The 23,674-nt window shown below is 63.1% G+C and carries 21 protein-coding genes; 7 read left to right on the top strand and 14 right to left on the bottom strand.

Annotation, left to right across the window (positions count from 1 at the left end; translation table 11 throughout):
* Positions 1–78: 78 nt before the first annotated feature.
* Genes ACXZ1M_RS26915 through ACXZ1M_RS26900 form a run of 4 tightly spaced genes read right to left on the bottom strand, consistent with a single transcriptional unit; the run spans position 79 to position 5,115 of the window.
* The gene (locus ACXZ1M_RS26915; RefSeq protein ID WP_459050661.1) at positions 79–1,566 is read right to left on the bottom strand and encodes an aldehyde dehydrogenase; all 1,488 of its coding nucleotides are present in this window, start codon (positions 1,564–1,566) and stop codon (positions 79–81) included.
* Positions 1,563–2,963 (bottom strand): aspartate aminotransferase family protein, encoded by a 1,401-nt coding sequence (locus tag ACXZ1M_RS26910; protein ID WP_459050660.1) that lies wholly within the window; start codon positions 2,961–2,963, stop codon positions 1,563–1,565. The genes ACXZ1M_RS26915 and ACXZ1M_RS26910 overlap by 4 nt, the downstream gene beginning before the upstream one ends.
* Positions 2,964–2,974: 11 nt before the next feature.
* Positions 2,975–4,345: a glutamine synthetase family protein gene (locus ACXZ1M_RS26905; protein ID WP_459050659.1), complete on the bottom strand. Its 1,371-nt coding sequence runs from the start codon at positions 4,343–4,345 to the stop codon at positions 2,975–2,977.
* A 2-nt stretch (positions 4,346–4,347) separates the two neighbouring features.
* Positions 4,348–5,115, bottom strand: a complete 768-nt coding sequence (locus tag ACXZ1M_RS26900; RefSeq protein WP_459050658.1) for a gamma-glutamyl-gamma-aminobutyrate hydrolase family protein — start codon at positions 5,113–5,115, stop codon at positions 4,348–4,350.
* A gap of 184 nt (positions 5,116–5,299) precedes the next feature.
* Between ACXZ1M_RS26900 and pdxR the strand changes: the two genes are divergently transcribed.
* Positions 5,300–6,796: a MocR-like pyridoxine biosynthesis transcription factor PdxR gene (pdxR, locus tag ACXZ1M_RS26895; RefSeq protein WP_459050657.1), complete on the top strand. Its 1,497-nt coding sequence runs from the start codon at positions 5,300–5,302 to the stop codon at positions 6,794–6,796.
* 3 nt (positions 6,797–6,799) lie between these two features.
* Here pdxR and dnaQ read toward each other — a convergent pair whose 3' ends face one another.
* The 3 genes from dnaQ to ACXZ1M_RS26880 are packed head-to-tail and all read right to left on the bottom strand — an operon-like array spanning position 6,800 to position 8,768.
* Positions 6,800–7,525 (bottom strand): DNA polymerase III subunit epsilon, encoded by a 726-nt coding sequence (dnaQ, locus tag ACXZ1M_RS26890; RefSeq protein ID WP_459050656.1) that lies wholly within the window; start codon positions 7,523–7,525, stop codon positions 6,800–6,802.
* 33 nt (positions 7,526–7,558) lie between these two features.
* Positions 7,559–7,999, bottom strand: a complete 441-nt coding sequence (gene rnhA, locus ACXZ1M_RS26885; protein WP_373986743.1) for a ribonuclease HI — start codon at positions 7,997–7,999, stop codon at positions 7,559–7,561.
* Entirely contained in the window at positions 7,992–8,768 is a 777-nt protein-coding gene (locus tag ACXZ1M_RS26880; protein WP_373986742.1) for a class I SAM-dependent methyltransferase, read from the bottom strand. Before ACXZ1M_RS26880 ends, rnhA begins: the two co-directional genes overlap by 8 nt.
* 20 nt (positions 8,769–8,788) lie before the next feature.
* Here ACXZ1M_RS26880 and gloB point away from each other — a divergent pair, with 20 nt between their 5' ends.
* A complete protein-coding gene (gloB, locus tag ACXZ1M_RS26875; protein ID WP_459050655.1) occupies positions 8,789–9,595 on the top strand; it encodes a hydroxyacylglutathione hydrolase in 807 nt (268 codons plus the stop codon).
* A 120-nt stretch (positions 9,596–9,715) separates the two neighbouring features.
* On the opposite strand, the gene aceB is transcribed toward gloB, so the two are convergent.
* Positions 9,716–11,314, bottom strand: coding sequence for a malate synthase A (aceB, locus tag ACXZ1M_RS26870; protein WP_459050654.1), 1,599 nt, complete (start codon positions 11,312–11,314; stop codon positions 9,716–9,718).
* A gap of 189 nt (positions 11,315–11,503) precedes the next feature.
* Between aceB and ACXZ1M_RS26865 the strand changes: the two genes are divergently transcribed.
* Positions 11,504–12,412 (top strand): LysR family transcriptional regulator, encoded by a 909-nt coding sequence (locus ACXZ1M_RS26865; protein ID WP_459050653.1) that lies wholly within the window; start codon positions 11,504–11,506, stop codon positions 12,410–12,412.
* A gap of 76 nt (positions 12,413–12,488) precedes the next feature.
* Here ACXZ1M_RS26865 and ACXZ1M_RS26860 read toward each other — a convergent pair whose 3' ends face one another.
* The 4 genes from ACXZ1M_RS26860 to ACXZ1M_RS26845 form a co-directional block, all read right to left on the bottom strand.
* Positions 12,489–12,692 carry a cold-shock protein gene (locus tag ACXZ1M_RS26860; protein WP_020703630.1) on the bottom strand — a complete coding sequence of 68 codons (204 nt, stop codon included), beginning with the start codon at positions 12,690–12,692 and terminating at the stop codon, positions 12,489–12,491.
* Between the two features lie 245 nt (positions 12,693–12,937).
* Positions 12,938–13,288 (bottom strand): Hpt domain-containing protein, encoded by a 351-nt coding sequence (locus ACXZ1M_RS26855; RefSeq protein ID WP_459050652.1) that lies wholly within the window; start codon positions 13,286–13,288, stop codon positions 12,938–12,940.
* Positions 13,288–13,938, bottom strand: coding sequence for a uracil phosphoribosyltransferase (upp, locus tag ACXZ1M_RS26850; RefSeq protein ID WP_445230963.1), 651 nt, complete (start codon positions 13,936–13,938; stop codon positions 13,288–13,290). Before upp ends, ACXZ1M_RS26855 begins: the two co-directional genes overlap by 1 nt.
* A 46-nt stretch (positions 13,939–13,984) precedes the next feature.
* Entirely contained in the window at positions 13,985–15,667 is a 1,683-nt protein-coding gene (locus tag ACXZ1M_RS26845) for an isovaleryl-CoA dehydrogenase (protein WP_459050651.1), read from the bottom strand.
* An 80-nt stretch (positions 15,668–15,747) separates the two neighbouring features.
* Here ACXZ1M_RS26845 and ACXZ1M_RS26840 point away from each other — a divergent pair, with 80 nt between their 5' ends.
* From ACXZ1M_RS26840 to ACXZ1M_RS26825, 4 genes are all read left to right on the top strand, one after another.
* Positions 15,748–16,956 carry an acetyl-CoA C-acetyltransferase gene (locus ACXZ1M_RS26840; protein ID WP_459050650.1) on the top strand — a complete coding sequence of 403 codons (1,209 nt, stop codon included), beginning with the start codon at positions 15,748–15,750 and terminating at the stop codon, positions 16,954–16,956.
* Positions 16,953–17,804 (top strand): enoyl-CoA hydratase/isomerase family protein, encoded by an 852-nt coding sequence (locus ACXZ1M_RS26835; RefSeq protein WP_459050649.1) that lies wholly within the window; start codon positions 16,953–16,955, stop codon positions 17,802–17,804. Before ACXZ1M_RS26840 ends, ACXZ1M_RS26835 begins: the two co-directional genes overlap by 4 nt.
* A 220-nt stretch (positions 17,805–18,024) precedes the next feature.
* Positions 18,025–19,698: a putative bifunctional diguanylate cyclase/phosphodiesterase gene (locus ACXZ1M_RS26830; RefSeq protein ID WP_459050648.1), complete on the top strand. Its 1,674-nt coding sequence runs from the start codon at positions 18,025–18,027 to the stop codon at positions 19,696–19,698.
* Positions 19,695–21,191 carry an HDOD domain-containing protein gene (locus ACXZ1M_RS26825; RefSeq protein ID WP_459050647.1) on the top strand — a complete coding sequence of 499 codons (1,497 nt, stop codon included), beginning with the start codon at positions 19,695–19,697 and terminating at the stop codon, positions 21,189–21,191. The genes ACXZ1M_RS26830 and ACXZ1M_RS26825 overlap by 4 nt, the downstream gene beginning before the upstream one ends.
* A gap of 5 nt (positions 21,192–21,196) precedes the next feature.
* Here the strand turns inward: ACXZ1M_RS26825 and ACXZ1M_RS26820 are convergent, their stop codons facing one another.
* Positions 21,197–22,348 (bottom strand): MFS transporter, encoded by a 1,152-nt coding sequence (locus ACXZ1M_RS26820; protein ID WP_459050646.1) that lies wholly within the window; start codon positions 22,346–22,348, stop codon positions 21,197–21,199.
* Positions 22,349–23,446 (bottom strand): chorismate synthase, encoded by a 1,098-nt coding sequence (gene aroC, locus ACXZ1M_RS26815; RefSeq protein WP_459050645.1) that lies wholly within the window; start codon positions 23,444–23,446, stop codon positions 22,349–22,351.
* Positions 23,447–23,674 lie beyond the last annotated feature (228 nt).

The raw sequence follows: 23,674 nt of genomic DNA, 5'->3' as shown, positions 1-23,674 counted from the left end.
CACCATCAAGATAGTTGTACTGCGAAAAATGGCACCAACCGCATGCCTGACGTGTAAAGCTATTACCGCTGGCTTGCCTCAACCGATCTGTATCCAGGTGGTTTTCAGCTCGCTGTATTTGTCCAGGGCGTGCAATGACTTGTCGCGCCCGTTACCGGATTGCTTGTAGCCGCCGAACGGCACCGTGATGTCGTCGTCGTTGTATTGGTTGACGTGCACGGTGCCGGCGCGCAGCGCGCGCGACACCTGGATCGCCTTGCTCAGGTCGGCCGTCCAGACGGCCGCCTGCAAGCCGTACGGACTGGCGTTGGCCTCGCGTACCGCCTGGTGCACGTCGGTGAAGCGGAACACCGACAGCACCGGGCCGAAGATCTCTTCCCGTGCGATGCGCATGTCGCCGCTCACCTCGTCGAACAAGGTCGGTTCGATGTAGAAGCCGCCGGACTCGCTGCGCACGCGGCGACCGCCGGCCAGCAAGCTTGCGCCTTCGGTTTTGCCGGCATCGATGTAGCCCAGCACGGTGTCCATCTGGCGGGCATCGACGATGGCGCCGACCGTGGTGGCCTCGTCCAGCGGATCGCCGGGTGCGTACGACGGCAGCAGCGCCAGCGCTTTTTCCAGGAAGCGTTGCTTGATCGACTCTTCCAGGAACAGGCGCGACGGAGCGTTGCAGCTTTCGCCCTGGTTGTAATAGATGGAGCCGACGGCGGCAGCCACCGCCGCGTCCAGGTCCGGGCAATCGGCGCAGACGATGTTGGCCGACTTGCCGCCAAGCTCGGTCCAGGCACGCTTCAGGTTGGAGCGGCCGGCCATTTGCAAGATCTGGCGGCCAACGCCGGTGGAGCCGGTGAAGCCGATGCAGTCGACATCCATGTGCAGCGCCAGTGCGGCGCCGGCTTCATCGCCGTAGCCCGGCACCACGTTCAGCACGCCGGCAGGCAAACCCGCTTCGATGGCGATTTCCGCCAGGCGCAGCGCCGTCAGCGGCGACTTCTCGGAGGGTTTCAGCACCACGCTGTTACCGGCGGCCAGGGCCGGGGCGATCTTCCACGCGGCCATCAGCATGGGATAGTTCCACGGCACGATGGCGGCTACCACGCCCACCGGTTCACGCGTGATGAGGGCCAGGCTGCTGTCGGCGGTGGGCGCGATCTCGTCGTAAATCTTGTCGATGGCCTCGCCATACCAGCGCAGGCAGTTGGCGCTCGACTTGACGTCCACGCTCAGGCTGTTCTTGATCGGTTTGCCCATGTCCAGGGTTTCCAGCAGGGCCAGTTCCTCGCCGTGCTGCTCCAGCAGATCGGCGAATTTCACCAGCACGCGTTTGCGTGCGGCCGGGGCCTGGCCGGCCCAGCGCCGGTCTTCGAAGGCGCTGCGGGCGGCGGCTACGGCGGCATCGACATCGCCGGCGTCGCAGCGCGCCACTTCGCACAGGTGGCGTCCGTCAACTGGCGACGCGTTCTGAAAGCGGCGCCCGGCTACGGCCCAGCGGCGCTCGCCATCGATGACGGCGCGGCCATCGATCTTCAGCGCGGCGGCGCGCGCATGCCACAGGTTGTTGCTCATTGTGCGTTCTCCATCCAGCCGCGTTCCCGCAGATCCGCCAGGGTCAGGTCCAGGCAGTGTTTAATTTTTTCCACCATCTCGTCGATCTGGGCGCGGGTGGTGGTGAGCGGTGGCGCGATGATCATGCGGTCGCCGACAGCGCGCATCAGCATGCCGTTGCCGAACAGATGGCCACGGCACACCATGCCCACGCCCAGCTCGGGATCGAAAGCCACGTTGTCGTGCACCTTGGCTCCCTTGCGCTTGACTAGGTTGAGGCCGGCCACGAAACCCAGGCTGTCGGCATAGCCGACCAGCGGATGGCCGGCCAGCTTGGCGAAGCGCGTTTGCAGATACGGGCCGGTGTCATCGCGCACCTGTGCCACCAGGTTTTCGGTTTCGATGATGTGCAGGTTTTCCAGCGCCGCCGCGCAGGCCACCGGGTGGCCGGAATAGGTGAAGCCGTGATTGAACTCGCCGCCCTGCTCGATCAGCACCCGCGCCACGCGCTCGCCCACCAGCACGCCGCCCAGCGGCACATAGCCGGAGGTCACGCCCTTGGCGAAAGTGATCAGGTCCGGGCGGATGCCGAACAGTTCAGACGCGAACCAGCTGCCCAGGCGGCAGAAACCGGTAATGACCTCATCGGCGATCAGCAAAATGCCGTACTTGTCGCAGATGCGCTGGATCTCGGGCCAATAGGTGGGTGGCGGAATAATCACGCCGCCCGCGCCCTGTACCGGCTCGCCGATGAAAGCGGCCACCTTGTCGGCGCCGATTTCAAGGATCTTCTCTTCCAGCCAGCCGGCCGCCACCAAGCCGAATTCGTCAGGGCTCATGCCCTGCCCGGCCGTCACATAATTCGGCTGGCCGATGTGGACGATGCCAGGAATCGGCAATCCACCCTGCTCATGCATGGCGGACATGCCGCTCAGCGAAGCGCCGGCCATGGTGCTGCCGTGATAGCCGTTGTGGCGGCTGATGATGGTGTGGCGTTGCGGCTGACCCAGCACATCCCAATAGCGCCGCACCATGCGCACATTGGTGTCGTTCGATTCCGAGCCGGAACCGGTGAAGAACACGTGCTTGAATCCTGGCGGCGCCAGTTCGGCCAGCTTGGCGGCCAGTTTCACGGCCGGCACATTGGTGGTGTTGAAGAAGCTGTTGTAGAACGGCAGCGTCTCCATCTGCTCGTATACCGCTTTCGAGATGCTGGTGCGGCCATAGCCGGCGTTGACACACCACAGGCCGGACATGCCGTCGATGAGCCGCTTGCCCTCGGAATCCCACAGGTAGATGTCCTCGCCGCGCACGATCACGCGCGCGCCTTTCTCGCCCAGTGCCTTGTGGTCGGTGAACGGATGGATATAGTGCGCGGTGTCCAGCTTTTGAATGGTTTGGGTATCGAAATTGTTCATGTCTGGTCTCCTTAAACGTGCAGCAGCAGGTGCTCGCGCTCCCACGGACTGATGACGGTCATGAACTCCTGATGCTCCAGATCCTTGATGGCGGAGTAGACGTCAATGAAGCGGTCGCCCAGCACAGCGCGCAATTTGTCCTCGCCGCGCAGCACTTTCAGCGCTTCCGGCAGGCCTTGCGGCAGTTCGAATTTCAGGTCGTAGGCGCTGCCGGTGGTCATCGGCGACGGCTCCAATGCCTCGACCATGCCCAGGTAGCCGCAGGCCAGCGTGACCGCCAGGGCCAGATAAGGATTAGCATCGGCGCCGATGATGCGGTTCTCGACGCGGCGGTCCTGCACACCGGATTCCGGCACACGGAAGCCGACGGTGCGATTGTCCATGCCCCACTGAATGTTGATCGGCGCCGCCGTGTGGCGCACGATGCGGCGATACGAGTTCACATACGGCGCCACGATCGCCATCGCCGACGGCATGTAGCGCTGCAGGCCGCCGATGTAGTGCTTGAAGATGGATGCGGCCGAGCCATCGGCGTTGCTGAAGATGTTCTTGCCGGTCTTGGCATCGACCACGCTTTGGTGCACGTGCATGGCCGAACCCGGCTCGCCCGCCATCGGCTTGGCCATGAAGGTGGCGTACATATCGTGCTTGAGCGCGGCCTCGCGCAGCGTGCGCTTGAAGAAGAACACTTTATCGGCCAGACCCAGCGGATCGCCGTGCAGGAAGTTGATTTCCATCTGGCCGGCGCCGATTTCGTGGATCAGCGTGTCCACGTCGAGATTCATCAATTCGCAGTAATCGTAGATGTCCTCGAACAGTGGATCGAATTCGTTCACCGCGTCGATGCTGTAAACCTGGCGGCTGGTTTCGGCACGGCCGCTGCGGCCCACCGGCGGGCGCAAAGGCAGGTCCGGATCGACGTTCTTGGCAGTCAGATAGAATTCCAGTTCCGGCGCCACCACCGGCTTCCAGCCCTTGTCCTGATACAGCTTGAGCACCCGGCGCAACACCGAACGCGGTGCGAAATCGACCAGGCGGCCATCGGAAAAATAGCAGTCGTGGATCACTTGCGCAGTCGGATCGCTGGCCCACGGCACCATGGTGATGGTGGTCGGGTCGGCTTTCAGTATCATGTCGCGATCGGTGCTGGAGATGGCGCGGTCGTAGCCGCCATCCTCGGTCGGATAATTGCCGGTGACGGTCATGCCGAGCACGGCCTCCGGGATGCGCATGCCGCGCTCCTGCGTGAATTTACCGCGCGGCAGGATCTTGCCGCGGGCCACGCCGGTCAGGTCGGGCACCAGACACTCGATTTCCGTGACGCGCTTATCGTTCAGCCACACGTCCATGTCGGTGTAAGTAAAGTTCTCGCGTATTGCCATAATTAGCTTTCTTGATTGATGCTGAGGTGTTGGTAGGCGCGGCACGCGTCGCCGAAGGCCTGGAAGATGCGCAGCGAGGCCGGGTTCTCGCTGATGCGCCATTCCGGATGCCATTGCACGGCCAGGGTGAAGCCGGGCGCGTTGCGCACCGAGTAGGCTTCCACCAGTCCGTCGGGCGCCGTCGCTTCGACCGCCAGTCCCGGCGCCAACTGGTCCACGCCTTGGCCGTGCAGGGAATTGACTGGCAGGTCGTGGTTGCTGCCCAGGATCTGTGCCAGCCTGCCGTCCGCCGCCACACGCACAGGATGGGCGGCGGCATATTGCTGCTCCAGGCTGGCTGCCTTGTCTTCCCGATGGTCCGTCATGCCCGGCACGGCGTGCACCGCCTGATGCAGGCTGCCGCCGAGCGCAACATTCAATTCCTGGAAGCCACGGCAGATCGCCAGCAAAGGCAGGCCGCGCGCCAGCGCCTTGCGGATCAGCGGAAAGATGGTGGCGTCGCGGGCGGCGTCCTGCGGCAGGCTGTCATCCAGCACCTGCTGGCCGTAATGGCTTGGATGCACATTCGATGGCGAGCCGGTCAGCAGGATGCCGTGGCAGGCGGAGAGCACGGCCGAGTAATCCGTCGCGGCGCCGATGGCCGGCAGGATCAGCGGCGCGCAGTCGGCGCCATTGACCACCGCCGCCACATATTTAAACTGGACCGTATGTTGCAGATGATGGCCAATCTTTTGCGAGCAAGCCGGAAGAATTACAGTTGGTTTAGACATTGGTATAATTAGCCTATTCTTTTGGAGCCACTTTGGTGCATTATTTTTCCACTCCAAAATGGTGCACTGCACGCACCAGTCTGGGCATAAGAGGTAAAATTGATTATTACCGCTGCATGACAAAGAGCATATAAGCTAATTTGGCTTATGAATAGTTCCACTTTTCTGTTTTTTGAGGAACCACTTGGAAAATTTATCTCCCGTTTCTGATTTGCTCGCTGGCTATCTGAGCCAGCATGACTTTCATCCGCGCCTGCCAGACCAGCGCCGGCTGTATGAAGCGGCCAAGGAGGCCATCCATAAACAGCAGCTGGCGCCCGGCAGCAAGCTGCCCTCCAGCCGCGATCTGGGAAAAAATTTGTCGGTGGCGCGCAACACGGTGATTGCCGCCTACGAACAGCTGACCGCCGAAGGCTTTGTCACCAGCTCGCGCGGCAGCGGCACGTATGTGGCCGATCTGCGGGAATTGATGAGTCATCAGGCTTCCGCCGCGACCAAGGAGGCTGCCGTGCCGTCGCCGCCGGTATCGCGGCGCGGTGAAGCGGTCAGCGCGGTAGCGGCCGGCCCGCGTTTCGAGATCGAACCGTTCGCGCCTGGCGAGGCGGATTTTTCCGGCTTTCCCACCAAGCTGTGGCAAAGCCTGCAAAACCGCGTCTGGCGCGACATGCATTCCGAGCTGCTTGATTACGGCGATACGGGCGGCTACCTGCCGCTGCGACAGGCGATCACCGCTTACCTGCGTTTGTCGCGCTCGGTGAAGGTGACCATGGAACAGGTGGTCGTGACGGCGGGAACCCAGCAGTCGCTGGATCTGTGCGCGCACATGCTGGCGGATGTGGGGGATACGGTGTGGGTGGAGGATCCCGGCTACTGGGCCGCGCGCCGGGTGTTTGAAGCGTCCGGCCTGGCCTTGCGGCCGGTGGCGGTGGACAAGGACGGCCTAGCGCCGCCGGCCGATGAAACCACGCCGTCGCCGCGACTGATCTACGTGACGCCGTCGCACCAGTACCCGACCGGCGCGGTGATGAGCCTGGCGCGACGACTGGAGCTGCTGGAATTCGCAGCGCGACAGCAAGCCTGGATATTGGAAGACGATTACGACAGCGAATTCCGCTACACCGGTCGCCCGCTGGCGGCGCTGCAGGGGCTCGACAGCGACAACCGCGTGGTCTACATGGGGACGTTTTCCAAGGTGCTCTACCCTGGCATCAAGATCGGCTACCTGGTGCTGCCGCCGGCACTGGTGACGCCGTTCAAGAACGCTTTATACGATTTACACCGCCCGGGACAGTTGATGGTGCAGGCGGCGCTGGCCGAGTTTATCTCGCAAGGCCATTTCGCCACCCATCTGCGCAAAATCCGCCAGATTTATGGCTCGCGGCGCGAAGCCTTGCACCGCACGCTGTCCCGGCACATGAGTGCACGGGTCAGCGCCAAGGTGACGATTTCCAGCGAAGAATCGGGGCTGCACCTGGTGTTGGAATTGCCCGACTATGTGGACGATGTGGCGCTGAGCAAGCTGGCCGCCGGTTCGGGCATCCGTGTCAACGCGCTGTCGACCTACTACCAGTCCACGCCGGTGCGGCGCGGACTGCTGGTGGGCTACGCTTATGTGACGCTGGAAAAGATCGCCTACTACGGCAAGCTGTTGACGACCATTATCGAGTCGGCGATAGACTGAGCTTTATGCCGCTGCCGGTGGCGCTGGCGGATTCAGCGATGCGGTCCAGATGCACTGGCCCTTCACCGCCTTGTCCAGGCCGGCCAGCGTGGCGGCGTGTTCGGCCAGCTCGGCTTCCGAAGCCGGCACGAAGATGATCTCGGCCATGGCCACCGGCGCCAGCAGTTCGCCGATGTTGACCACTTCCTCTTCCACGTCCATGCCCAGGCTGTTCTGCCCGCGCGTCATGGCCAGGTAGACGTCGGCCAGCAGTTCCGCATCCAGCAGCGCGCCGTGCAGCTTGCGGTGCGAGTTGGAGATGCCGTAGCGGTCGCACAGCGCGTCCAGCGAGTTGCGCTTGCCTGGATGGAGTTCCTTGGCCTGCACCAGCGTGTCGATCACGCCGCCGATGTGGCTGCTGAAATCCGGCAGGTTCAGCAGCTTGAACTCGTGATTCAAAAAGCCCAAGTCAAACGGCGCATTGTGGATGATGACTTCGGCGCCCTGGATGTATTCGCGCAGCTGTTCGACGACTTCGCGGAACTTGGGCTTGTCGCTCAGGAACTCGGTGGTCAGGCCGTGGACGTTCAGCGCGCCCTCTTCCGATTCGCGCTCCGGATTGATGTAGAAGTGCAGGTTGTTGCCGGTCAGCTTGCGCTCGAACAGCTCCACGCAGCCGATTTCCAGGATGCGGTTGCCCAGCTTGGGGTTGATACCGGTGGTTTCAGTATCGAGTACGATTTGGCGCATAGTGTTCCGTTATTAATTTCAGCGAGCAGTATATCAGCGGGCGCGCGCCACTTCCACGCCGCGATTGGCCAACATGTCGGCGCGTTCGTTGCCAGGATGACCATTGTGGCCGCGCACCCAGCGCCATTCGACCGTGTGCATTTGCTGCGCGGCGTCGAGCGCCTTCCACAAGTCTTCGTTCTTGACCGGCTCTTTGCTGGCGGTTTTCCAGCCGCGCGCTTTCCAGCCGTGGATCCACTCACTGATGCCTTTTTGAACATACTGGCTGTCGGTGTGCAGCACCACCGTGCACGGACGCTTGAGCACGGTCAGCGCCTCGATCACCGCCTGCAATTCCATGCGGTTGTTGGTGGTATCGCGCGCGCCGCCGCAGATTTCCTTCTCGGCGCCCTCGGCCACCAGCAATGCGCCCCAACCGCCCAGGCCCGGATTGCCCTTGCATGCGCCGTCGGTAAAAATTTCAACCTTATCCATCCTGCTGTTCCCGTTGTTTGTTTGTTACCGGCACGCCCACCTGGGCGTTGGCCGTTTTTTTGGTCCATGCCGGACCGATCAAGCGCATGCCTTTCACGCGCTTGACTGCTTGTATGATGTACACGCCGCCGAAGTACGGCCACCAGCGCGACCCGGCATTATCCATGAAGGTGTAGCGTTGCAGCCATTTTTCTGTGCGACAGGCCGGCGCGTAGCAGCCGAAGTGGCTCTGGCTGGCGCTCATGTTCAGCAATTTTAACCAGTCTTTCATGCGCGGCATGGAAATCAGCTCCTCCGTTCGCGGCAGGAAAGAGGTGCCGCCGACGCGCCGCAGCACATGGCGCGCGCCCCACAGGCTGGCCGGGTTGAAGCCACAGATGACGACCTGCCCTTCCGGTATCAGCACGCGTTCGACTTCGCGCAGCACCTGGTGCGGATCGGTGGAAAATTCCAGCACGTGCGGCAGCACGATGAGGTCCACGCTTTGCGAGGCGAACGGCAATTCGGTGTAGTCGAGCGTGACGTTGACGGCGCGCAGGTTGTCGCGCACGGCGCGTGTCTTGCGGTCGGCCAGCAGCTTGTACGGCATGCGGCTGGCGGCCAGTGCATCAATTTCAGGCATGCCGATCTGCACGGCGTTGTAGCCGAAGATATCGGCTGTTAAATTATCGAGACAGCTTTGTTCCCACGCACGCATGTACACACCTGCGGGCGTTTGCAGCCAGCCTTCCAGCGCTATAATGGATTTCTCTGATCCCGCCTTATCCATGCTTAGCCTTTAGCGATCCAATGACCATATCTTCTACTCAAGCTCTCACTGTTTTAACGGTACCGGCATTCCGCGACAACTACCTGTGGTTGATACATGATGGCACACATGCCGCAGTAGTCGACCCCGGCGACGCCAAACCCATTCTGGCGGCACTGAAAGAACATGGCCTGAAGCTCACCGCCATTTTACTCACCCATCACCATGCTGACCATATCGGCGGCGTCCCTGAATTATTACAGCATTATCAGGTTCCCGTTTTCGGCCCGCGCAACGAGACCATCGACGCCGTGACGCTGCCGGTCGGCGAAGGCAAGACCATTGATGTGCCGGGACTGGCGCTGAAGCTGAGCGTGCTTGATGTGCCGGGCCACACCATGGGCCACATCGCCTATGTGCGCGAGGCGAGCGGCGATGCGCCGACCTGGCTGTTCTGCGGCGATACGCTATTTGCCGGCGGTTGCGGCCGCCTATTCGAAGGCACGCCGGCGCAGATGATCAGCTCGCTCGGCAAGCTGGCCGCGCTGCCGGACGATACGCTGGTGTATTGCGCGCACGAGTACACGCTGTCCAACCTGCGCTTTGCGCGCGTGGTGGAGCCGGATAATGTTGCGCTGCAGGAGCGGGTGAAGGTGGAGACCGACAAGCGCGAGCACGACGTGCCCACCGTGCCCAGCAACATCGGCCTGGAGAAGGCGACCAACCCCTTCCTGCGATACCGCGAGCCGGCGATTGCGCAGCAGCTGGTGCAAGCCGGGCGTCTCGATCGCATCGATACGCCGTTGGCGACCTTCACCGCGCTGCGTTTGTGGAAGAACGACTTTTAACAACGCACGTCGGCCCGCTTTAGCAACGCGCGTCATTTCGCCCACTGGGCGAAATGACTCCCGCGGACGCGGGAATCCATAGTCAGCATGGGCTCCCGCTTGCGCGGGAGCGACGATGCCTTAGATTTCTTCGTACAGCGGCAGCGTCAGGAATTCTTCGAACGATTCCGAGGTCGACATCTCTTCGAAGATCTGCGCCGCGCGTGGATAGGCTGGCGTGTTGCCGTCCGGTGCGGTCTCTTTGACCTTCGCCAGTTCTTCCGGAATCATCGCGCGCACCATGTCGGCGGTGACCTTGCGGCCGTCGTCCAGCACGCCCTTGGTCGAACGGATCCACTGCCACACTTGCGAGCGGCTGATCTCGGCCGTGGCCGCATCTTCCATCAGGTTGTGGATCGGCACGCAGCCGTTGCCGTTCAGCCAGCTGCCCAGATAGTGGATGCCGACGTTGATGTTGTAGCGCAGGCCCGCTTCCGTGATCGGCGTTTCCGGTTTGAAGTCCAGCAACTGTTCGGCATGCACTTCCACGTCCAGGCGCTGCTTGTCGATCTGGTTCGGCTTGTCGCCCAACACCTTCTTGAACTCGGCCATGGCCAGCTCCACCAGCCCTGGGTGCGCCACCCAACCGCCGTCGTAGCCGTCGGTGGCATCGCGCGCCTTGTCGTTGCGCACGCCGCCCATGGCGATGTCGTTTTTCTCCGGATCGTTCTTGATCGGAATCAGCGCGGCCATGCCACCGATGGCCGGTGCGTTGCGCTTGTGGCAGGTCTTCAACAGCAGCAGCGCATACGAGCGCATGAACGGCGCGGTCATGGTAACCTTGGCGCGGTCGGCCAGGCAGAAGTCCTTATCCAGCTTGAATTTCTTGATGCAGGAGAAGATGTAATCCCAGCGGCCGGCATTCAGGCCCGAGCTGTGTTCGCGCAGTTCGTACAGGATTTCGTCCATCTCGAACGCGGCCAGAATGGTCTCGATCAGCACGGTGGCCTTGATGGTGCCCTGCGGCAGGCCCAGCTCGTTCTGCGTCATCACGAAGATGTCGTTCCACAGGCGCGCTTCCAGGTGCGATTCCATTTTCGGCAGGTAGAAGAACGGGCCGGCGCCGCGTGCGATCTGTTCCTTGGCGTTGTGAAACATGAACAGCGCGAAGTCGAAGATGCCGCCGGAGACGCGCTTGCCGTCCACCAGCACATGTTTTTCATCGAGGTGCCAGCCGCGCGGACGCACCACCAGGGTGGCGACTTTGTCGTTCAGCTTGTACGACTTGCCGTTCTGCTCCAGGGCGATGGTGCCGCGCACCGCGTCCTTCATGTTGATCTGGCCGGTGATCTGGTTGTCCCAGCTTGGCGAGTTCGAATCTTCAAAGTCGGTCATGTAGCTGTCGGCGCCCGAGTTCAGGGCATTGAGGACCATCTTGCGTTCGACCGGGCCGGTAATTTCCACGCGACGGCATTCCAGGGCCTTTGGAATCGGCGCTATTTTCCAGTCGCCGTTACGGATGTGTGCGGTGTCGGCCAGGAAGTCCGGGCGTTCGCCGGCGTCCAGGCGCTTGGCGCGCTCCACGCGCACGGCCAGCAGTTGTTGGCGGCGTGCTTCGAACTCGCGGCTCAGCTTGGCCACCAGCGCCAGTGCCTCGGGCACCAGGATGGTTTCGTAGCCCGGCTTGATGTCGCCAGTGATTTGCATGCCTTCTGGCAGGGTGATGGTGGATTGCGTCATGGGAGGTCTCCGTAAAAGAATGTCAACGAATCAGCTAATTATATGCTTGTTGCAGTGCAGTGTTTTTAGTATGTGGGCTCAGTTACACGCGCCAGTGTTTTAAAGTATATTCAATCGTTAGTTATGCAAACAAGACTAAAAATCACTTCATCTATGCGTTTTTGTAAAAAGTGACGGAGACAGGTATTCATGGGGCAGTTCAGACAAATTTCCACTTTCGTTGAGGTGGTCGCCAAAGGCAGCCTGTCGGCGGCAGCCCGCGCCGAGGGCATCGCCCCGGCGATGATAGGACGCCGGCTCGATGCGCTGGAGGCCCGCCTGGGCGTCAAGCTGCTGCAACGCACCACGCGCAAGCTGGCCCTCACCGATGAGGGCGCGGCCTTCCTGGAAGATTGCCAACGCATCCTGGCGGAGTTGGAAGAAGCGGAATCGGCGGTGTCCGAGCGTAGCGCGCACGCCACAGGGCACTTGATGATCTCGGCCCCGGCCGGCTTCGGACGCCAGCACGTGGCGCCGTTGCTGCCCTCTTTCCTGGCCGAGCACCGCGACGTGACGGTCACGCTGAACATGAGCGACCGCGTGGTCGACATCGTCGGCGAAGGCATCGACGTGGCGATCCGCATCGCCAGCCTGTCCGATTCCAGCCTGGTCAGCGTCAAGCTGGCCGACAATGAACGCGTGGTGGTCGGCTCGCCGGGCTACCTGAAGCGCCACGGCATACCGGAAACCCTGGCCGATCTGGCCAAGCACAACTGCCTGGCGATCAGCAGCGAAGGCAGCCAGCGCGGCTGGACCTTCCGCGAGGACGACAAGAATGTGGTGCTGAAGGTCAACGGCAATATGGCCTGCAACGACGGCCAGGTGCTGCACGAGTGGGCGCTGGCCGGCAAGGGGCTGGCGTGGCGTTCGATGTGGGAAGTGGGCAGTGCGATTGCGGCAGGCAGATTACAAACCGTGCTGGACGGTTATTCGGCGCCGGGCAGCGATATTTATGCGGTGTTTGCGCAGCGCCGCCATTTACCGCTGAGGGTGCGGGCGTTTGTCGATTTTCTGCGTCACACCTATGCACAGCCGGATTATTGGCGCAAGAAAATTTAAAGGTAGAGGTCTAAAAGGTACAGGCAAAAAAAAATCCTCGGATTCCGAGGATTTCTTGATCGTTAGATCCAGCGTATTAGATTGGCTGAATGTTCGAAGCTTGCTTGCCTTTAGGGCCAGCGGTTACTTCGAAGGAAACACGTTGGTTCTCTTGCAGCGACTTGAAGCCAGCCGACTGAATCGCCGAGAAGTGAGCGAACAGATCTTCGCCGCCTTCGTCAGGGGTGATAAAGCCGAAACCCTTCGAATCATTGAACCATTTTACGATACCAGTTGCCATTACAATTCCTATTTCACAGTTAATTTGGGCTTGCGCCCGTGATATCGTTTTTGAGGCAAGAAAGACAATCTGTACTACTCTTGAATCTAAACGATCCCGCATTATACCCAATTACGAGAGAAAAGCACGTTTTCATGAAAATAAATGCAAAGCGTCGCTTTTTTTGGTAATCACTCGTTGAACCGGGTGTATTTGTCACTATAGACAAACAAATCATACATGCTTTGAGCTAGATCAAGCGCGCGCTAATCGTATTCGGTGGCCTTGGCGTTGCGGCTCGCCCACAACAGCAGCTTCTTGACTTCAGGCACGACCGGAGCCCAGCCGGTTTGCGTCTCCAGCACGGCGCGCACCATCTGCTCGATGCGGCGCGCTTCGCGGCCGAACACGGCAAAGCCGAAAGTGCCGGCCGAACCCGCCACACCGTGCAGCACTTCGTGCAGCTCGTGCAGCGCCGCCGGCGACGGATGTTCGTCCGCCACGCAGCGATCGAGCGCGGCGCGGATCTTGTCCAGCGTGCCGGGCACGGTGGCGGCGAACTTGTCGTTCAGCGCCGCCAGCCGCGCGCGGAAATCGGGATCGACCGGGGTTGCCATTACTTGGTGCCGAAGATGCGGTCGCCGGCGTCGCCCAGGCCCGGCACGATGTAGGCGTGGTCGTTCAGGTGCGAATCCAGCGAGGCGCAGTAGATTTTCACGCCCGGATGCGCTTTCTGGAACACTTCGATGCCTTCCGGCGCGGCCACCAGCGCCAGGAAGATGATTTGCTCGTCGGTGACGCCACGCTTTTTCAGCACGTCGACGGCGTGCACGGCCGAATTGCCGGTGGCAACCATCGGGTCGCACAGGATGAAGGTGCGTTCGACGGTGTCCGGCAGGCGCACCAGGTATTCCACCGGCTGGTGGGTCTCGGGATCGCGGAACACGCCGATGTGGCCGACGCGGGCCGAAGGCACCAGGTCGAGCAGGCCGTCGCTCATGCCGATGCCGGCGCGCAGGATCGGCACGATGGCCAGCTTGCGGCCGGCGATCACCGGCGCGTCGATGGTCATCAGCGGCGTTTCGATGGTGCGGGTGGTCAGCGGCAGGTCGCGGGTGATTTCGTAACCCATCAGCAGCGTGATTTCCTTGAGCAGGTCGCGGAAGGTACGGGTCGACGTATCCTTGGCGCGCATGTGGCTCAGCTTGTGCTGGATCAGCGGATGGTCGGTGATGAAGAGGTTAGGAAAACGCGGGTCTTGTTTCATTGAGTGTGCTCTTATTAGCGATTGGGCGATTGATTGCCTCATTATACTAGGCCGGCTCTACCAGAGCCCTGTCCAAAATGGCCGCGCAGTCCACGCCCGGCGGTAGGCGGCCGAAGGCGCCGCCCGGCTCGCGCTTGAGGCGCGAGGCCATGAACGCCGACGACACAAAAGGCGGTGCGTGGCGCAGCAGCAGCGCCGCCTGCACCGCCAGCACCACCCGCTCGGCCAGCACGCGGGCGCCGAATTCGTCGAGTTGCCCTTGCGCCAGATCGGCCAGCAGCGTGGTCTTGTAGGCCACGAAGAACACGTCGGCATTGCCGGCCAGCGCCAGTTCGGTCGCCAGCGCCTCGCGCGCTTCCGGCGATTTGGCGAAGGCGCGCAGCAGGTCCAGGCACATCACATTGCCCGAGCCTTCCCAGATCGAATTGACCGGCAGCTCACGGTACAGCCGCGCCAGCGGGCTCTCTTCGACGTAGCCGCTGCCGCCGATGACTTCCATGGCCTCGGCGCCGAAGGCCGGGCCGCGCTTGCAGACCCAGTACTTGCCGGCCGGCGTCAGGATGCGCGCCAGCATGGCCTGGGCCGGGTCGTGGGATTCGTCGAAGCAACGCGCCAGGCGCATCGCCAGCACGGTGGCCGCTTCCGACTCCAGCGCCAGGTCGGCCAGCACGTTCTGCATCAGCGGCTGCTCGGCCAGCGGACGGCCGAAGGCCACGCGACGGCGCGCATGGTGCAATGCGTGGGTCAGCGCCGCGCGCATGGTGCCGGCGCTGCCCAGCACGCAGTCGAGCCGGGTGTGGCCGCCCATCTCCAAGATGGTGGGAATGCCGCGCCCCTGCTTGCCGATCAGCCAGCCGTAGGCGCCGGTGAACTCCACTTCCGAGGAGGCGTTCGAGCGGTTGCCCAGTTTGTCCTTGAGCCGCTGCACGCGGATGGCATTGCGCTCGCCGTTGGGCAGGTAGCGCGGCAGGAAGAAGCACGACAGGCCGGCGCTGCCGGCGTCGTCGGTCTGCGCCAGGATCAGGTGCGCATCGCTTTGCGGCGCCGAGAAGAACCATTTGTGGCCGACGATGCGAAACACGTCCTCACCCTCCTCGCCGAACAGCGTGCGCGCCTCGGTCGGCGGCAGCGGATCGGCGCGGGTGGTGTTGGCGCGCACGTCGGAACCGCCCTGCTTCTCGGTCATGCCCATGCCGATGATGGCGCCGCGCTTTTGCTCGATCGGCAGCGAGCGCGGGTCGTATTCGTTGGAAAGGATCTTGGGCAGCCATTTGGCGGCGATGCGCGGCGCCTGCTTCAACGCCGGCACCGAGGCATAGGTCATGGTGACCGGGCATTGCGCGCCATTTTCAACCTGGCCAAACAGCAGGTAACGCGCCGCCCGCGCCACCTGCGCGCCAGGGCCGCACTGCCACGGCGAGGAATGCGTGCCGTGGCCGATCATCAGCGCCATCAGGCTGTGCCAAGCGGGATGGAATTCCACTTCGTCAATGCGGTGGCCTTCGCGGTCGTAGTTGTCGAGCCGGGGCGTGTGGCGGTTGGCCAGGCGCGCCAGGTCCAGCGTTTCGGCCTTGCCCAGCTCGGCGCCCAGTGCATGCAGCGAGGCCTCCGCGTCGCCGGCGCCCTCGCGCAACAGAGCTTCCCGCAAGGCCGGATCGGCCGCGTACAGATTGATATTGGCAAACGGCGCAACAGTATTGCGCACTTCGTGGGTATCGAATGGCTGCATCTTGTCTCCGTTCAAACCGCTGTTTTTGATTTTCTTGAACAATCACCTTTATCATAAACGCTTATCAGAACGGAGTTCGCATGACCGACGCCTATATTTATGATGCCATCCGCACCCCACGCGGCAAGGGCAAACAGGATGGCAGCCTGCACAGCGTCAAGCCGATCTCGCTGCTTACCGGCCTGATGCAGGAACTCCAGCAGCGCCACCAGCTCGATACCGGGCTGGTCGACGACGTGGTGCTGGGCTGCGTCACGCCCATCGGCGAGCAAGGCGCGGACATCGCCAAGATCGCCGCCCTGGCCGCCGGCTGGGACTGGAAAGTGGCGGGCGTGCAGCTCAACCGGTTTTGCGCCTCCGGCCTGGACGCGGTCAACCTGGCGGCGCAGAAGGTGCGCTCCGGCTGGGAAGAGCTGGTGGTGGCCGGCGGCATCGAATCGATGTCGCGCGTGCCCATGGGCTCGGACGGCGGCGCCTGGACCTTGGACCCCGAGACCAGCCTCAAGACCGACTTCGTGCCGCAAGGCATAGGCGCCGACCTGATCGCCACGCTCGACGGCTACCAGCGCGAACAGCTGGACGCCTTCGCGCTGCGCTCGCAGCACAAGGCCGCCGCCGCGCGCGCTGCCGGCCGCTTCCGCTCCATCGTGCCGGTGCGCGACCAGAACGGCGTGACCATCCTGGACGAAGACGAATTCATCAAGCCCGCCACCACCATGGAGGTGCTGGAAAGCCTGCAACCGGCGTTCGCCGCCATGGGCAAGCTGGGCTTCGACAGCTTGGCGCTGCGTAAATATCCACAGTTGCAACAGATCGCGCACCTGCACACCGCCGGCAATTCCTCCGGCATCGTGGACGGCGCCGCGCTGGCCTTGATCGGCAGCCAGGCGGCCGGCGCGCGCATCGGCCTGCCGCCGCGCGCGCGCATCGTTGCCGCCGCCATCACCGGCAGCGAGCCCACCATCATGCTGACCGGCCCGGCGCCGGCGGCCCGCAAGGCGCTCAAGTTGGCGGGACTGCGCGCCGGCGACATCGACCTGTATGAAGTGAACGAAGCCTTCGCCTCCGTGGTGCTGCGCTTCATGCACGAGCTGGCGATCCCGGAAGACAAGGTCAACGTCAACGGCGGCGCCATCGCCCTCGGCCATCCGCTGGGCGCCACCGGCTGCATGCTGCTCGGCACCCTGCTCGATGAACTGGAGCTGCGCGGGCTGCGGCGCGGCATGGTCACCATGTGCGTCGGCGGCGGCATGGGCATCGCCACCATCATCGAACGGGTGCGGGCATGATCACCACCCAGCACAACGGCGACACCATCACGGTGCTGCTGGCGGCGCGCAGCATCAATCCGCTGAGCCGGCTATTCCAGCGCGAACTGGACGACCTGCTCGACCAGCTGGAGTCACGCCACCCTGACCTCGGCGCCATCCTGATCGGCTTCGACGCCAACGCCGCCGATCCCAGCCACGAACTGGAACACCTGATGGCGCTGACGCCGGCGCAGGCGGCCGACTGCATGCACATGCTGGCGTCTTACAACGCCCTGCTGTGCCGGCTGGAAGGCATGGGCGTGCCGGTGACCGCCACGCTGCGCGGCGACGTCGGCGGCCACGCCCTCGGCCTGGCACTGGCCTGCCACCGCCGCATCGCCCTGGCGGATACGCATCTCAGCCTGCCGCAAGTGCTCATGGGCCTGGCGCCGGTGGCCGGCGAGATCGCCCGCACCGTGCGCCTGACCGGCGTCCAGGCCGCCATGCCGTTGCTGCTCGAAGGCGCGCGACTGAACGCGGCGCAGGCGCTGCAAGCCGGGTTGGTGCACGCAGTCGTGGCCGATGAAACCGAACTTGCGGACGTCGTCCGCGACACCAGCGTCGGCGCGGTTCAGCCGTGGGAGACCAAAAACTACCAACTGCCCGGTGGCGGCATGGATGCAGCGCCTGTGCGAGCGTTGCTACAAATCGCGCCAGCGCGGCTGCGCCAGCGCGCCGCCGGTGCAGCACCAGCGGCCGAGGCCGTGCTGTGCGCCATGGTCGAAGGATTGCGCGTGGATTTCGCCAATGCGCTGTGCATCGAGAGCCGATATTTTTGTCAAACAGCTATCAATAAAGCCCATCAAAAAGGCAGCTCCCCCCTCTGAAAAGCGGTTTTTTTCCACATCTCAAGAGATTTCTCAAAAAGACGCTGTAATGTTGTCTTTTTTCATGTAATTTGCCGCCCATCAGTGATACATTTCGTTATGCTTTTGCAAGATTCACCCAGTTTAATTGTTACATGCATAGTTTCGCTTATTTGAAAGAATAGTTTTCGCGATGCCAACCAGCGTTTCATCCCAGCCGCGTCATGAATTGGATAACCTCATGGAAGAGGCTGGCGATGTCGTCTTTCGCCTCACGCCCCCAGGCCAGCTGTTGTTCGCCAGCCGACGCGCCAGTGCCCGCATCGGCGCCGCCGCGCCGCTGGCCGGCAGCGCCATCGCCATGCTGGTGGCGGACACCGACCAGGCCGCTTTGGCGGCCGCGCTGACCGAAGTAAGCGAGTCGCGCAGCACCAAGCTGCTCGAAGCGCGCATCAAGACTACCGACATCGAGATCTGGCACGAACTGCGCATCTCCGCCTACGACAACGCCGACGGCGCGCTGGAACTGCTGGTGGTGGGCCGCGACATGACGGTGCAGCATGCCACCGAAGAGCGCCTGCGCCACATGGCCACGCACGACGCGCTGACCGAACTGCCCAACCGCCTGCTGCTGTCCGACCGTATCCGCATGGTGATCGCCAACGCGCGCCGCTCCGGCCAGGGCTTCTCGGTCGCCACGGTGGGCCTGGACGGTTTCAAGAAAGTCAACGATGGCCTCGGCCATCCGATCGGCGACGCCATGCTGCGCATGGCCGCCCAGCGCCTGCGCAAGACCCTGCGCGACAGCGACACCCTGGCGCGCGTGGGCGGCGACGAATTTGTGGCGATCTTGCCTGGTACCGCTACCGAAGCGCAGATCAAGCTGGTCACCGGCCGCCTGATCGCCACCCTGCAGTCGCCGTTCGAAATCGAGAGCCACACGATTTACGTCGGCGCCTCGGTCGGCGTGGCCGTCTATCCGGAGCACGCGGAAGACGAAATCCGCCTGCTGGCGCTGGCCGATGCCGCCATGTCGCGCGCCAAGGAAACCGGCAAGGCGCGCGCCGTGGTCTACAGCCCCGCCCAATCCGGCCCGCCGCAGCACGACATTTCGCTGGAAGCCGCCATGTTCCAGGCGGTGCGCGAGGGCGAGTTCCAGCTGTACTACCAGCCCATCGTCGACGCCTCCACGCGCGAAATCCAGGGCTTCGAGACGCTGATGCGCTGGAAGCACCCGACGCTGGGCATGGTGCCGCCGGCACGCTTCATCCCCATCGCCGAGACCAACGGGCTGATTAACCTGCTCGGCGCCTGGGCCCTGAAAGCGGCCTGTGTGCAGCTGAAACAATTTGAAGAAGTGGCCAAGCGCAGCTTGTACATGTCTGTTAATATCAGCCCGCGACAATTCCGCAACGATAAATTTCTGGATGTGCTGGACGATGCAATTGCTTTCTCCGGCCTACTTGGTGAGCAATTGGTTTTAGAAATTACAGAAGGCACGCTGATGATCGACCCGGTGCATGCCGAGTCCATCCTGTCCAAAATGGCCGAACGTAAGGCCCGCATCGCCATCGACGATTTCGGCACCGGCTATTCCTCGCTCGCCTATCTCAAACGCTTCCCGATCTCGGTCCTGAAAATCGACCGCACCTTCATCCGCGACCTGCCCGGTTCGCAGAAGGACGGCGCCATCTGCAACGCCGTGCTGGACCTGGCCAAGCACCTGAATCTGTCGGTGGTGGCCGAAGGCGTGGAGACTGAAGAACAACTGCAATACCTTGACCAGCGCGGCTGCCAATACATCCAGGGCTACCTGACCGGCAAGCCGATGGCCGCCAACGTGGCGCTGGCCGCGCTCAAGGAAAGCATCCACGCCAAGATGGTGCCGGCGGAGTTGCGACAGGTGGCGCAATGATCGGCAGCTACAAAGCCGCGACGGCGCTCGGCAACAAGACCCTGGCGGATCTGGGCGACTGCACGCGCCGGCGCGGCGACATGCCGGGCTTCGCCAAGGCCATCACCGCCATCCTCGGCGCCATGCGCGGCGAGGATGAGCAGGAATTCAATATGACCCGCACGGTGCTGTCCGATCCCGTGCTGACGCAAAAAGTCCTGCGGCTGGCCAATAGCGGCATGTACTCGGCCTTCGGCCAGCATGTGAACACCGTGTCGAAAGCGGTGCTGGTGCTGGGCACGGAAGCGATCGGCCACCTGGCGCTCGGCCTGAAGCTGATCGAGGAGCTGGCCGCCACTTCCACCGACACCAACATCGCCCACATCGAAATGGAAAAAGCGGTGCTGGCCGGGATCGTGGCGCAGCAGATCGCCTACACCGCCGAAAGCCGTCACGGCGAAGAGGCCGTGGTGTGCTCGATGCTGCACACGCTGGGCCGCATGATGCTGACCTTTTACATGCCGGACCGCTGGCACGAGCTGCAACGCCTGGCGACCCAGACTTCGCGCTCGGAAGAGGAAGCCGCGCCGGACCTGCTGGGCCTCAGCCTGGAAGAAATCGGCCACGCGGCCGCCCTGCACTGGGGTTTGCCGTCGTCGCTGGTGAACGGCATGCGCACCGTGGCGCCAGCCGAACCCGGCGCGGAAGTCACGCCCGCCGACTGGATCGCCGGCCTGTCCACCATGGCCGCCAGCTGCGCCGAATCGCTGTGGCACGACGACGCCGAAGGCGCCGAAAAAGTGAAGCAACTGGCCGAAAGCTATGCCGGCATGCTGGGCGTGGACGCGCCCAACCTGATGCACGCCATCGAGCAGGCCAAGGTGGTGGCGGCCAACGACCTGACCATCGCGCCGCTGTCGCGCCCGGCCGAACGCCGCGCCAAGGCGCTGGCCAAGACGCGCCAGCGCGCCGCCGGCAACAAGATCCTGCTCAGCGGCCTAGCCGACATGCGCGACGTGCTCGATACGGCCAGTCCCGGCCAGATGGTGCAGATCGCGCTGGAGACGGTGTACAAGGGCCTGGACTTTTCTCGCGCCGTGGCGTTTGTCCGCAACCGCAAGGACGGCCAGTACGCGGCCAAAATCAGCTTCGGCGACGGCACGCGCGAGCTGCTGCCGTCGATGACCTTCGACGACGCCTACGAACCGAACGTGTTCCACGCTGCGCTCAACAGCGACCGCGTGATCTTCATCGAGAACGCGCGCGACGCCAAGTTCGCCGCCAAGCTGCCTTTGTGGTGGAAGAATTCCCTGTCCGAGGCGCGCAGTTTCGTGATCCTGCCGCTGTCGTCCAACGGCCAGCCGGCCGGCTTCCTGTACGGCGACTGGGACGATTCCTTCCCGCCGATCTCGCTCAGCGCCACCGAATTCGCGCTGCTGAACGACATGCGCGCCATGGTCATGCGGGCGGTGGAACGGCGCCACGGCGTGGTGCCGGAAGCGGTAGCGCGCTAAACGAATCAGTGGCTATCGCGCTGCTGCCAGCGGAACGACATCATGGCGGCCAGCGCCGATAGCAGCACCAGCGCCGAGGCCACGTAGTACACCGACTCGGCGCCCGCCCTCTCCCACCACTGCGCCAGAAACAGGCCGCCCAGCGATCCGCCGATGCCGTAGGAGATGCTCATGTACAGCGCCTGCCCGCGCGCCTGCAACGGCCCGGAGAACCAGCGCTGCAGCGACATCACGGACGAGGAGTGGTGCAGCGCGAAGGTCAGCGCGTGCATCAGCTGCGCCGCGATCAGCAGCCACAGGATGTGCGAGCCGAAGCCGATCATCAGGAAGCGCGCCGCCGCCACGCCCAGCGCCAGGTACATCATGCGCATCGCGCCCCAGCGCCGGAACAGCGGCGCCTGGAAATAGAACAGCAGCACCTCGGCCAGCACGCCCAGCGACCACATGGCGCCGATCACGGTCTTGCTGTAGCCGCTGCGCTCCAGGTACAGCGAGTAGAAGGTGTAGAGCGAGGTATGCGCGGCCACCATCAGCGCGGTGGAGGCGAAAAAGGCGATCACCTCGCGCCGGCGCAGCAGCGACAGCAAGGCCGGCGGCGCTTCCTTGTGCGCGCGGCGCGGCACGTCGCGCAGGCGGAAGGCGGCGGCGATGGTCGCCACCAGCAGCGCCGCCGCCACCCAAGGCAGCGTGATGATGCCGTAGTGTTCCAGCGCGAGCGATGCCAGCGTGACAGAGACGATGAAGCCGATCGAACCCCACATGCGGATACGGCCATAGTAGGTCAGGTCGCCCTTCATCTCGGACAGCATCAACGCTTCGCAGATCGGCGCCTGGCCGCTGGTGAACAGGTTGAGGATGACCATGGCCAGCATGAAGTGGCCGAAGGTGCTGCCGAAGAAGAAGCCCGAAAATCCCACCAGCGCGGCGAAGCCGGCCACGCGCAGCACCAGCACGCGGCGGTCGTAATGGTCGGCGACGTAGCCCCAGACATTGGGGCCGACGATGCGCAGCACCTGGATCATCGACATCAGCACGCCGATCTGCGCCACCGTCATGCCCTTGTCGGCGAAGTACAGCGTCGCGTAGGTGCTCCAGGTGCCGGCGTGCGCGTAGTAGCAGAAGAGGAATAAGGCGAAGCTGAAAGCCTGCGCCGGCACTTACAGTTCGATGTTGGGGGTGGACACCTTGACGTCGCCGCACTGGGCGCGATGCATCAGCGCGTGGTCGATCAGCACCAGGGCCAGCATGGCCTCGGCGATCGGCGTGGCGCGGATGCCGACGCACGGATCGTGGCGGCCGAAGGTTTCCACCGACACCGGATTGCCGGCCTTGTCGATCGACGGCCGCGGGCTGCGGATCGACGAGGTCGGCTTGATGGCGATCGACACCGTGATGTCCTGGCCGGTAGAAATACCGCCCAGCACGCCGCCGGCGTTGTTGCCGACGAAGCCCTGCGGCGTCAGCGGGTCGCCGTGCTCGGTGCCCTTCTGCGCCACCGACTTGAAGCCGGCGCCGATTTCCACGCCCTTGACAGCGTTGATGCCCATCATGGCGTAGGCGATGTCGGCGTCGAGCTTGTCGTAGATCGGCTGACCCAGGCCCACCGGGATATTCTGCGCCACCACATCGATGCGGGCGCCGATCGAGTCGCCGGCCTTGCGCAGCTCATCCATATAGTTTTCCATGCCGGCGATCACGGCGGCATCGCCGGTGGCCGCGAAGAACGGGTTGTCCGGCACGTGGCTCCAGTCCTGGAACGGCACCACGATGTCGCCGAGCTGGCTCATGCAGCCCTTGAACACCGTGCCGTACTGCTGGAACAACCACTTCTTGGCGATCGCCGCCGCGCCCACCACCGGCGCGGTCAGGCGCGCCGACGAGCGGCCGCCGCCGCGCGGATCGCGGACGCCGTATTTATGCCAGTAGGTGTAGTCTGCATGACCGGGGCGGAAACTTTCGGCGATGTTGCCGTAGTCCTTGCTGCGCTGGTCTTCATTGCGGATCAGCAGCGCAATCGGCGTGCCGGTGGTCACACCCTGGTACACGCCGGACAGGATCTCCACCGTATCCGATTCCTGGCGCTGGGTCACGTGGCGCGATGTGCCCGGTTTGCGACGGTCCAGCTCCGGCTGGATATCCGCTTCCGACAAAGGTAGTCCCGGTGGGCAGCCATCGATCACACAACCAATCGCAGGACCGTGCGACTCACCAAACGTAGTTACGGAAAACAATTTGCCAAAAGTATTGCCGGACATAGGAAAAGAATCTTCGGAAAAATGGGGAAAGTTCCTTATTCTACCAGCCGACGCCCCATGACGTCCTGCCCACATAATAATTTCCACAAGGCAAGTTACTCTAGGTAAAATATCATTCATTTGATACAAGTTTGCGGCAAGGCGGCTGAAAGCAGTGGAAAAGTGCATTCCTTTTGACAATTCGCTATATACTTAAACGCAAGAACACCGAGTAATCTGGAGAAGCTA

It is taken from the genome of Duganella paludis (assembly GCF_054461335.1).
The sequence above is the reverse complement of the archived record's forward strand: the minus strand, read 5'-3'. Positions and strand labels throughout refer to the sequence as shown.

Bases quoted from the DNA above. Each gene is read 5' to 3' on its own strand.
- rnhA (WP_373986743.1), bottom strand. From the start codon at position 7,999: ATGGATAAGGTTGAAATTTTTACCGACGGCGCATGCAAGGGCAATCCG.
- dnaQ (WP_459050656.1), bottom strand. From the start codon at position 7,525: ATGCGCCAAATCGTACTCGATACTGAAACCACCGGTATCAACCCCAAG.
- ACXZ1M_RS26880 (WP_373986742.1), bottom strand. From the start codon at position 8,768: ATGGATAAGGCGGGATCAGAGAAATCCATTATAGCGCTGGAAGGCTGG.
- ACXZ1M_RS26905 (WP_459050659.1), bottom strand. From the start codon at position 4,345: ATGGCAATACGCGAGAACTTTACTTACACCGACATGGACGTGTGGCTG.
- ACXZ1M_RS26865 (WP_459050653.1), top strand. From the start codon at position 11,504: ATGGGGCAGTTCAGACAAATTTCCACTTTCGTTGAGGTGGTCGCCAAA.
- ACXZ1M_RS26860 (WP_020703630.1), bottom strand. From the start codon at position 12,692: ATGGCAACTGGTATCGTAAAATGGTTCAATGATTCGAAGGGTTTCGGC.
- aceB (WP_459050654.1), bottom strand. From the start codon at position 11,314: ATGACGCAATCCACCATCACCCTGCCAGAAGGCATGCAAATCACTGGC.
- ACXZ1M_RS26830 (WP_459050648.1), top strand. From the start codon at position 18,025: ATGGAAGAGGCTGGCGATGTCGTCTTTCGCCTCACGCCCCCAGGCCAG.
- ACXZ1M_RS26910 (WP_459050660.1), bottom strand. From the start codon at position 2,963: ATGAACAATTTCGATACCCAAACCATTCAAAAGCTGGACACCGCGCAC.
- ACXZ1M_RS26915 (WP_459050661.1), bottom strand. From the start codon at position 1,566: ATGAGCAACAACCTGTGGCATGCGCGCGCCGCCGCGCTGAAGATCGAT.
- aroC (WP_459050645.1), bottom strand. From the start codon at position 23,446: ATGTCCGGCAATACTTTTGGCAAATTGTTTTCCGTAACTACGTTTGGT.
- upp (WP_445230963.1), bottom strand. From the start codon at position 13,938: ATGAAACAAGACCCGCGTTTTCCTAACCTCTTCATCACCGACCATCCG.
- ACXZ1M_RS26835 (WP_459050649.1), top strand. From the start codon at position 16,953: ATGATCACCACCCAGCACAACGGCGACACCATCACGGTGCTGCTGGCG.
- ACXZ1M_RS26855 (WP_459050652.1), bottom strand. From the start codon at position 13,288: ATGGCAACCCCGGTCGATCCCGATTTCCGCGCGCGGCTGGCGGCGCTG.
- ACXZ1M_RS26900 (WP_459050658.1), bottom strand. From the start codon at position 5,115: ATGTCTAAACCAACTGTAATTCTTCCGGCTTGCTCGCAAAAGATTGGC.
- ACXZ1M_RS26840 (WP_459050650.1), top strand. From the start codon at position 15,748: ATGACCGACGCCTATATTTATGATGCCATCCGCACCCCACGCGGCAAG.
- gloB (WP_459050655.1), top strand. From the start codon at position 8,789: ATGACCATATCTTCTACTCAAGCTCTCACTGTTTTAACGGTACCGGCA.
- ACXZ1M_RS26825 (WP_459050647.1), top strand. From the start codon at position 19,695: ATGATCGGCAGCTACAAAGCCGCGACGGCGCTCGGCAACAAGACCCTG.
- ACXZ1M_RS26845 (WP_459050651.1), bottom strand. From the start codon at position 15,667: ATGCAGCCATTCGATACCCACGAAGTGCGCAATACTGTTGCGCCGTTT.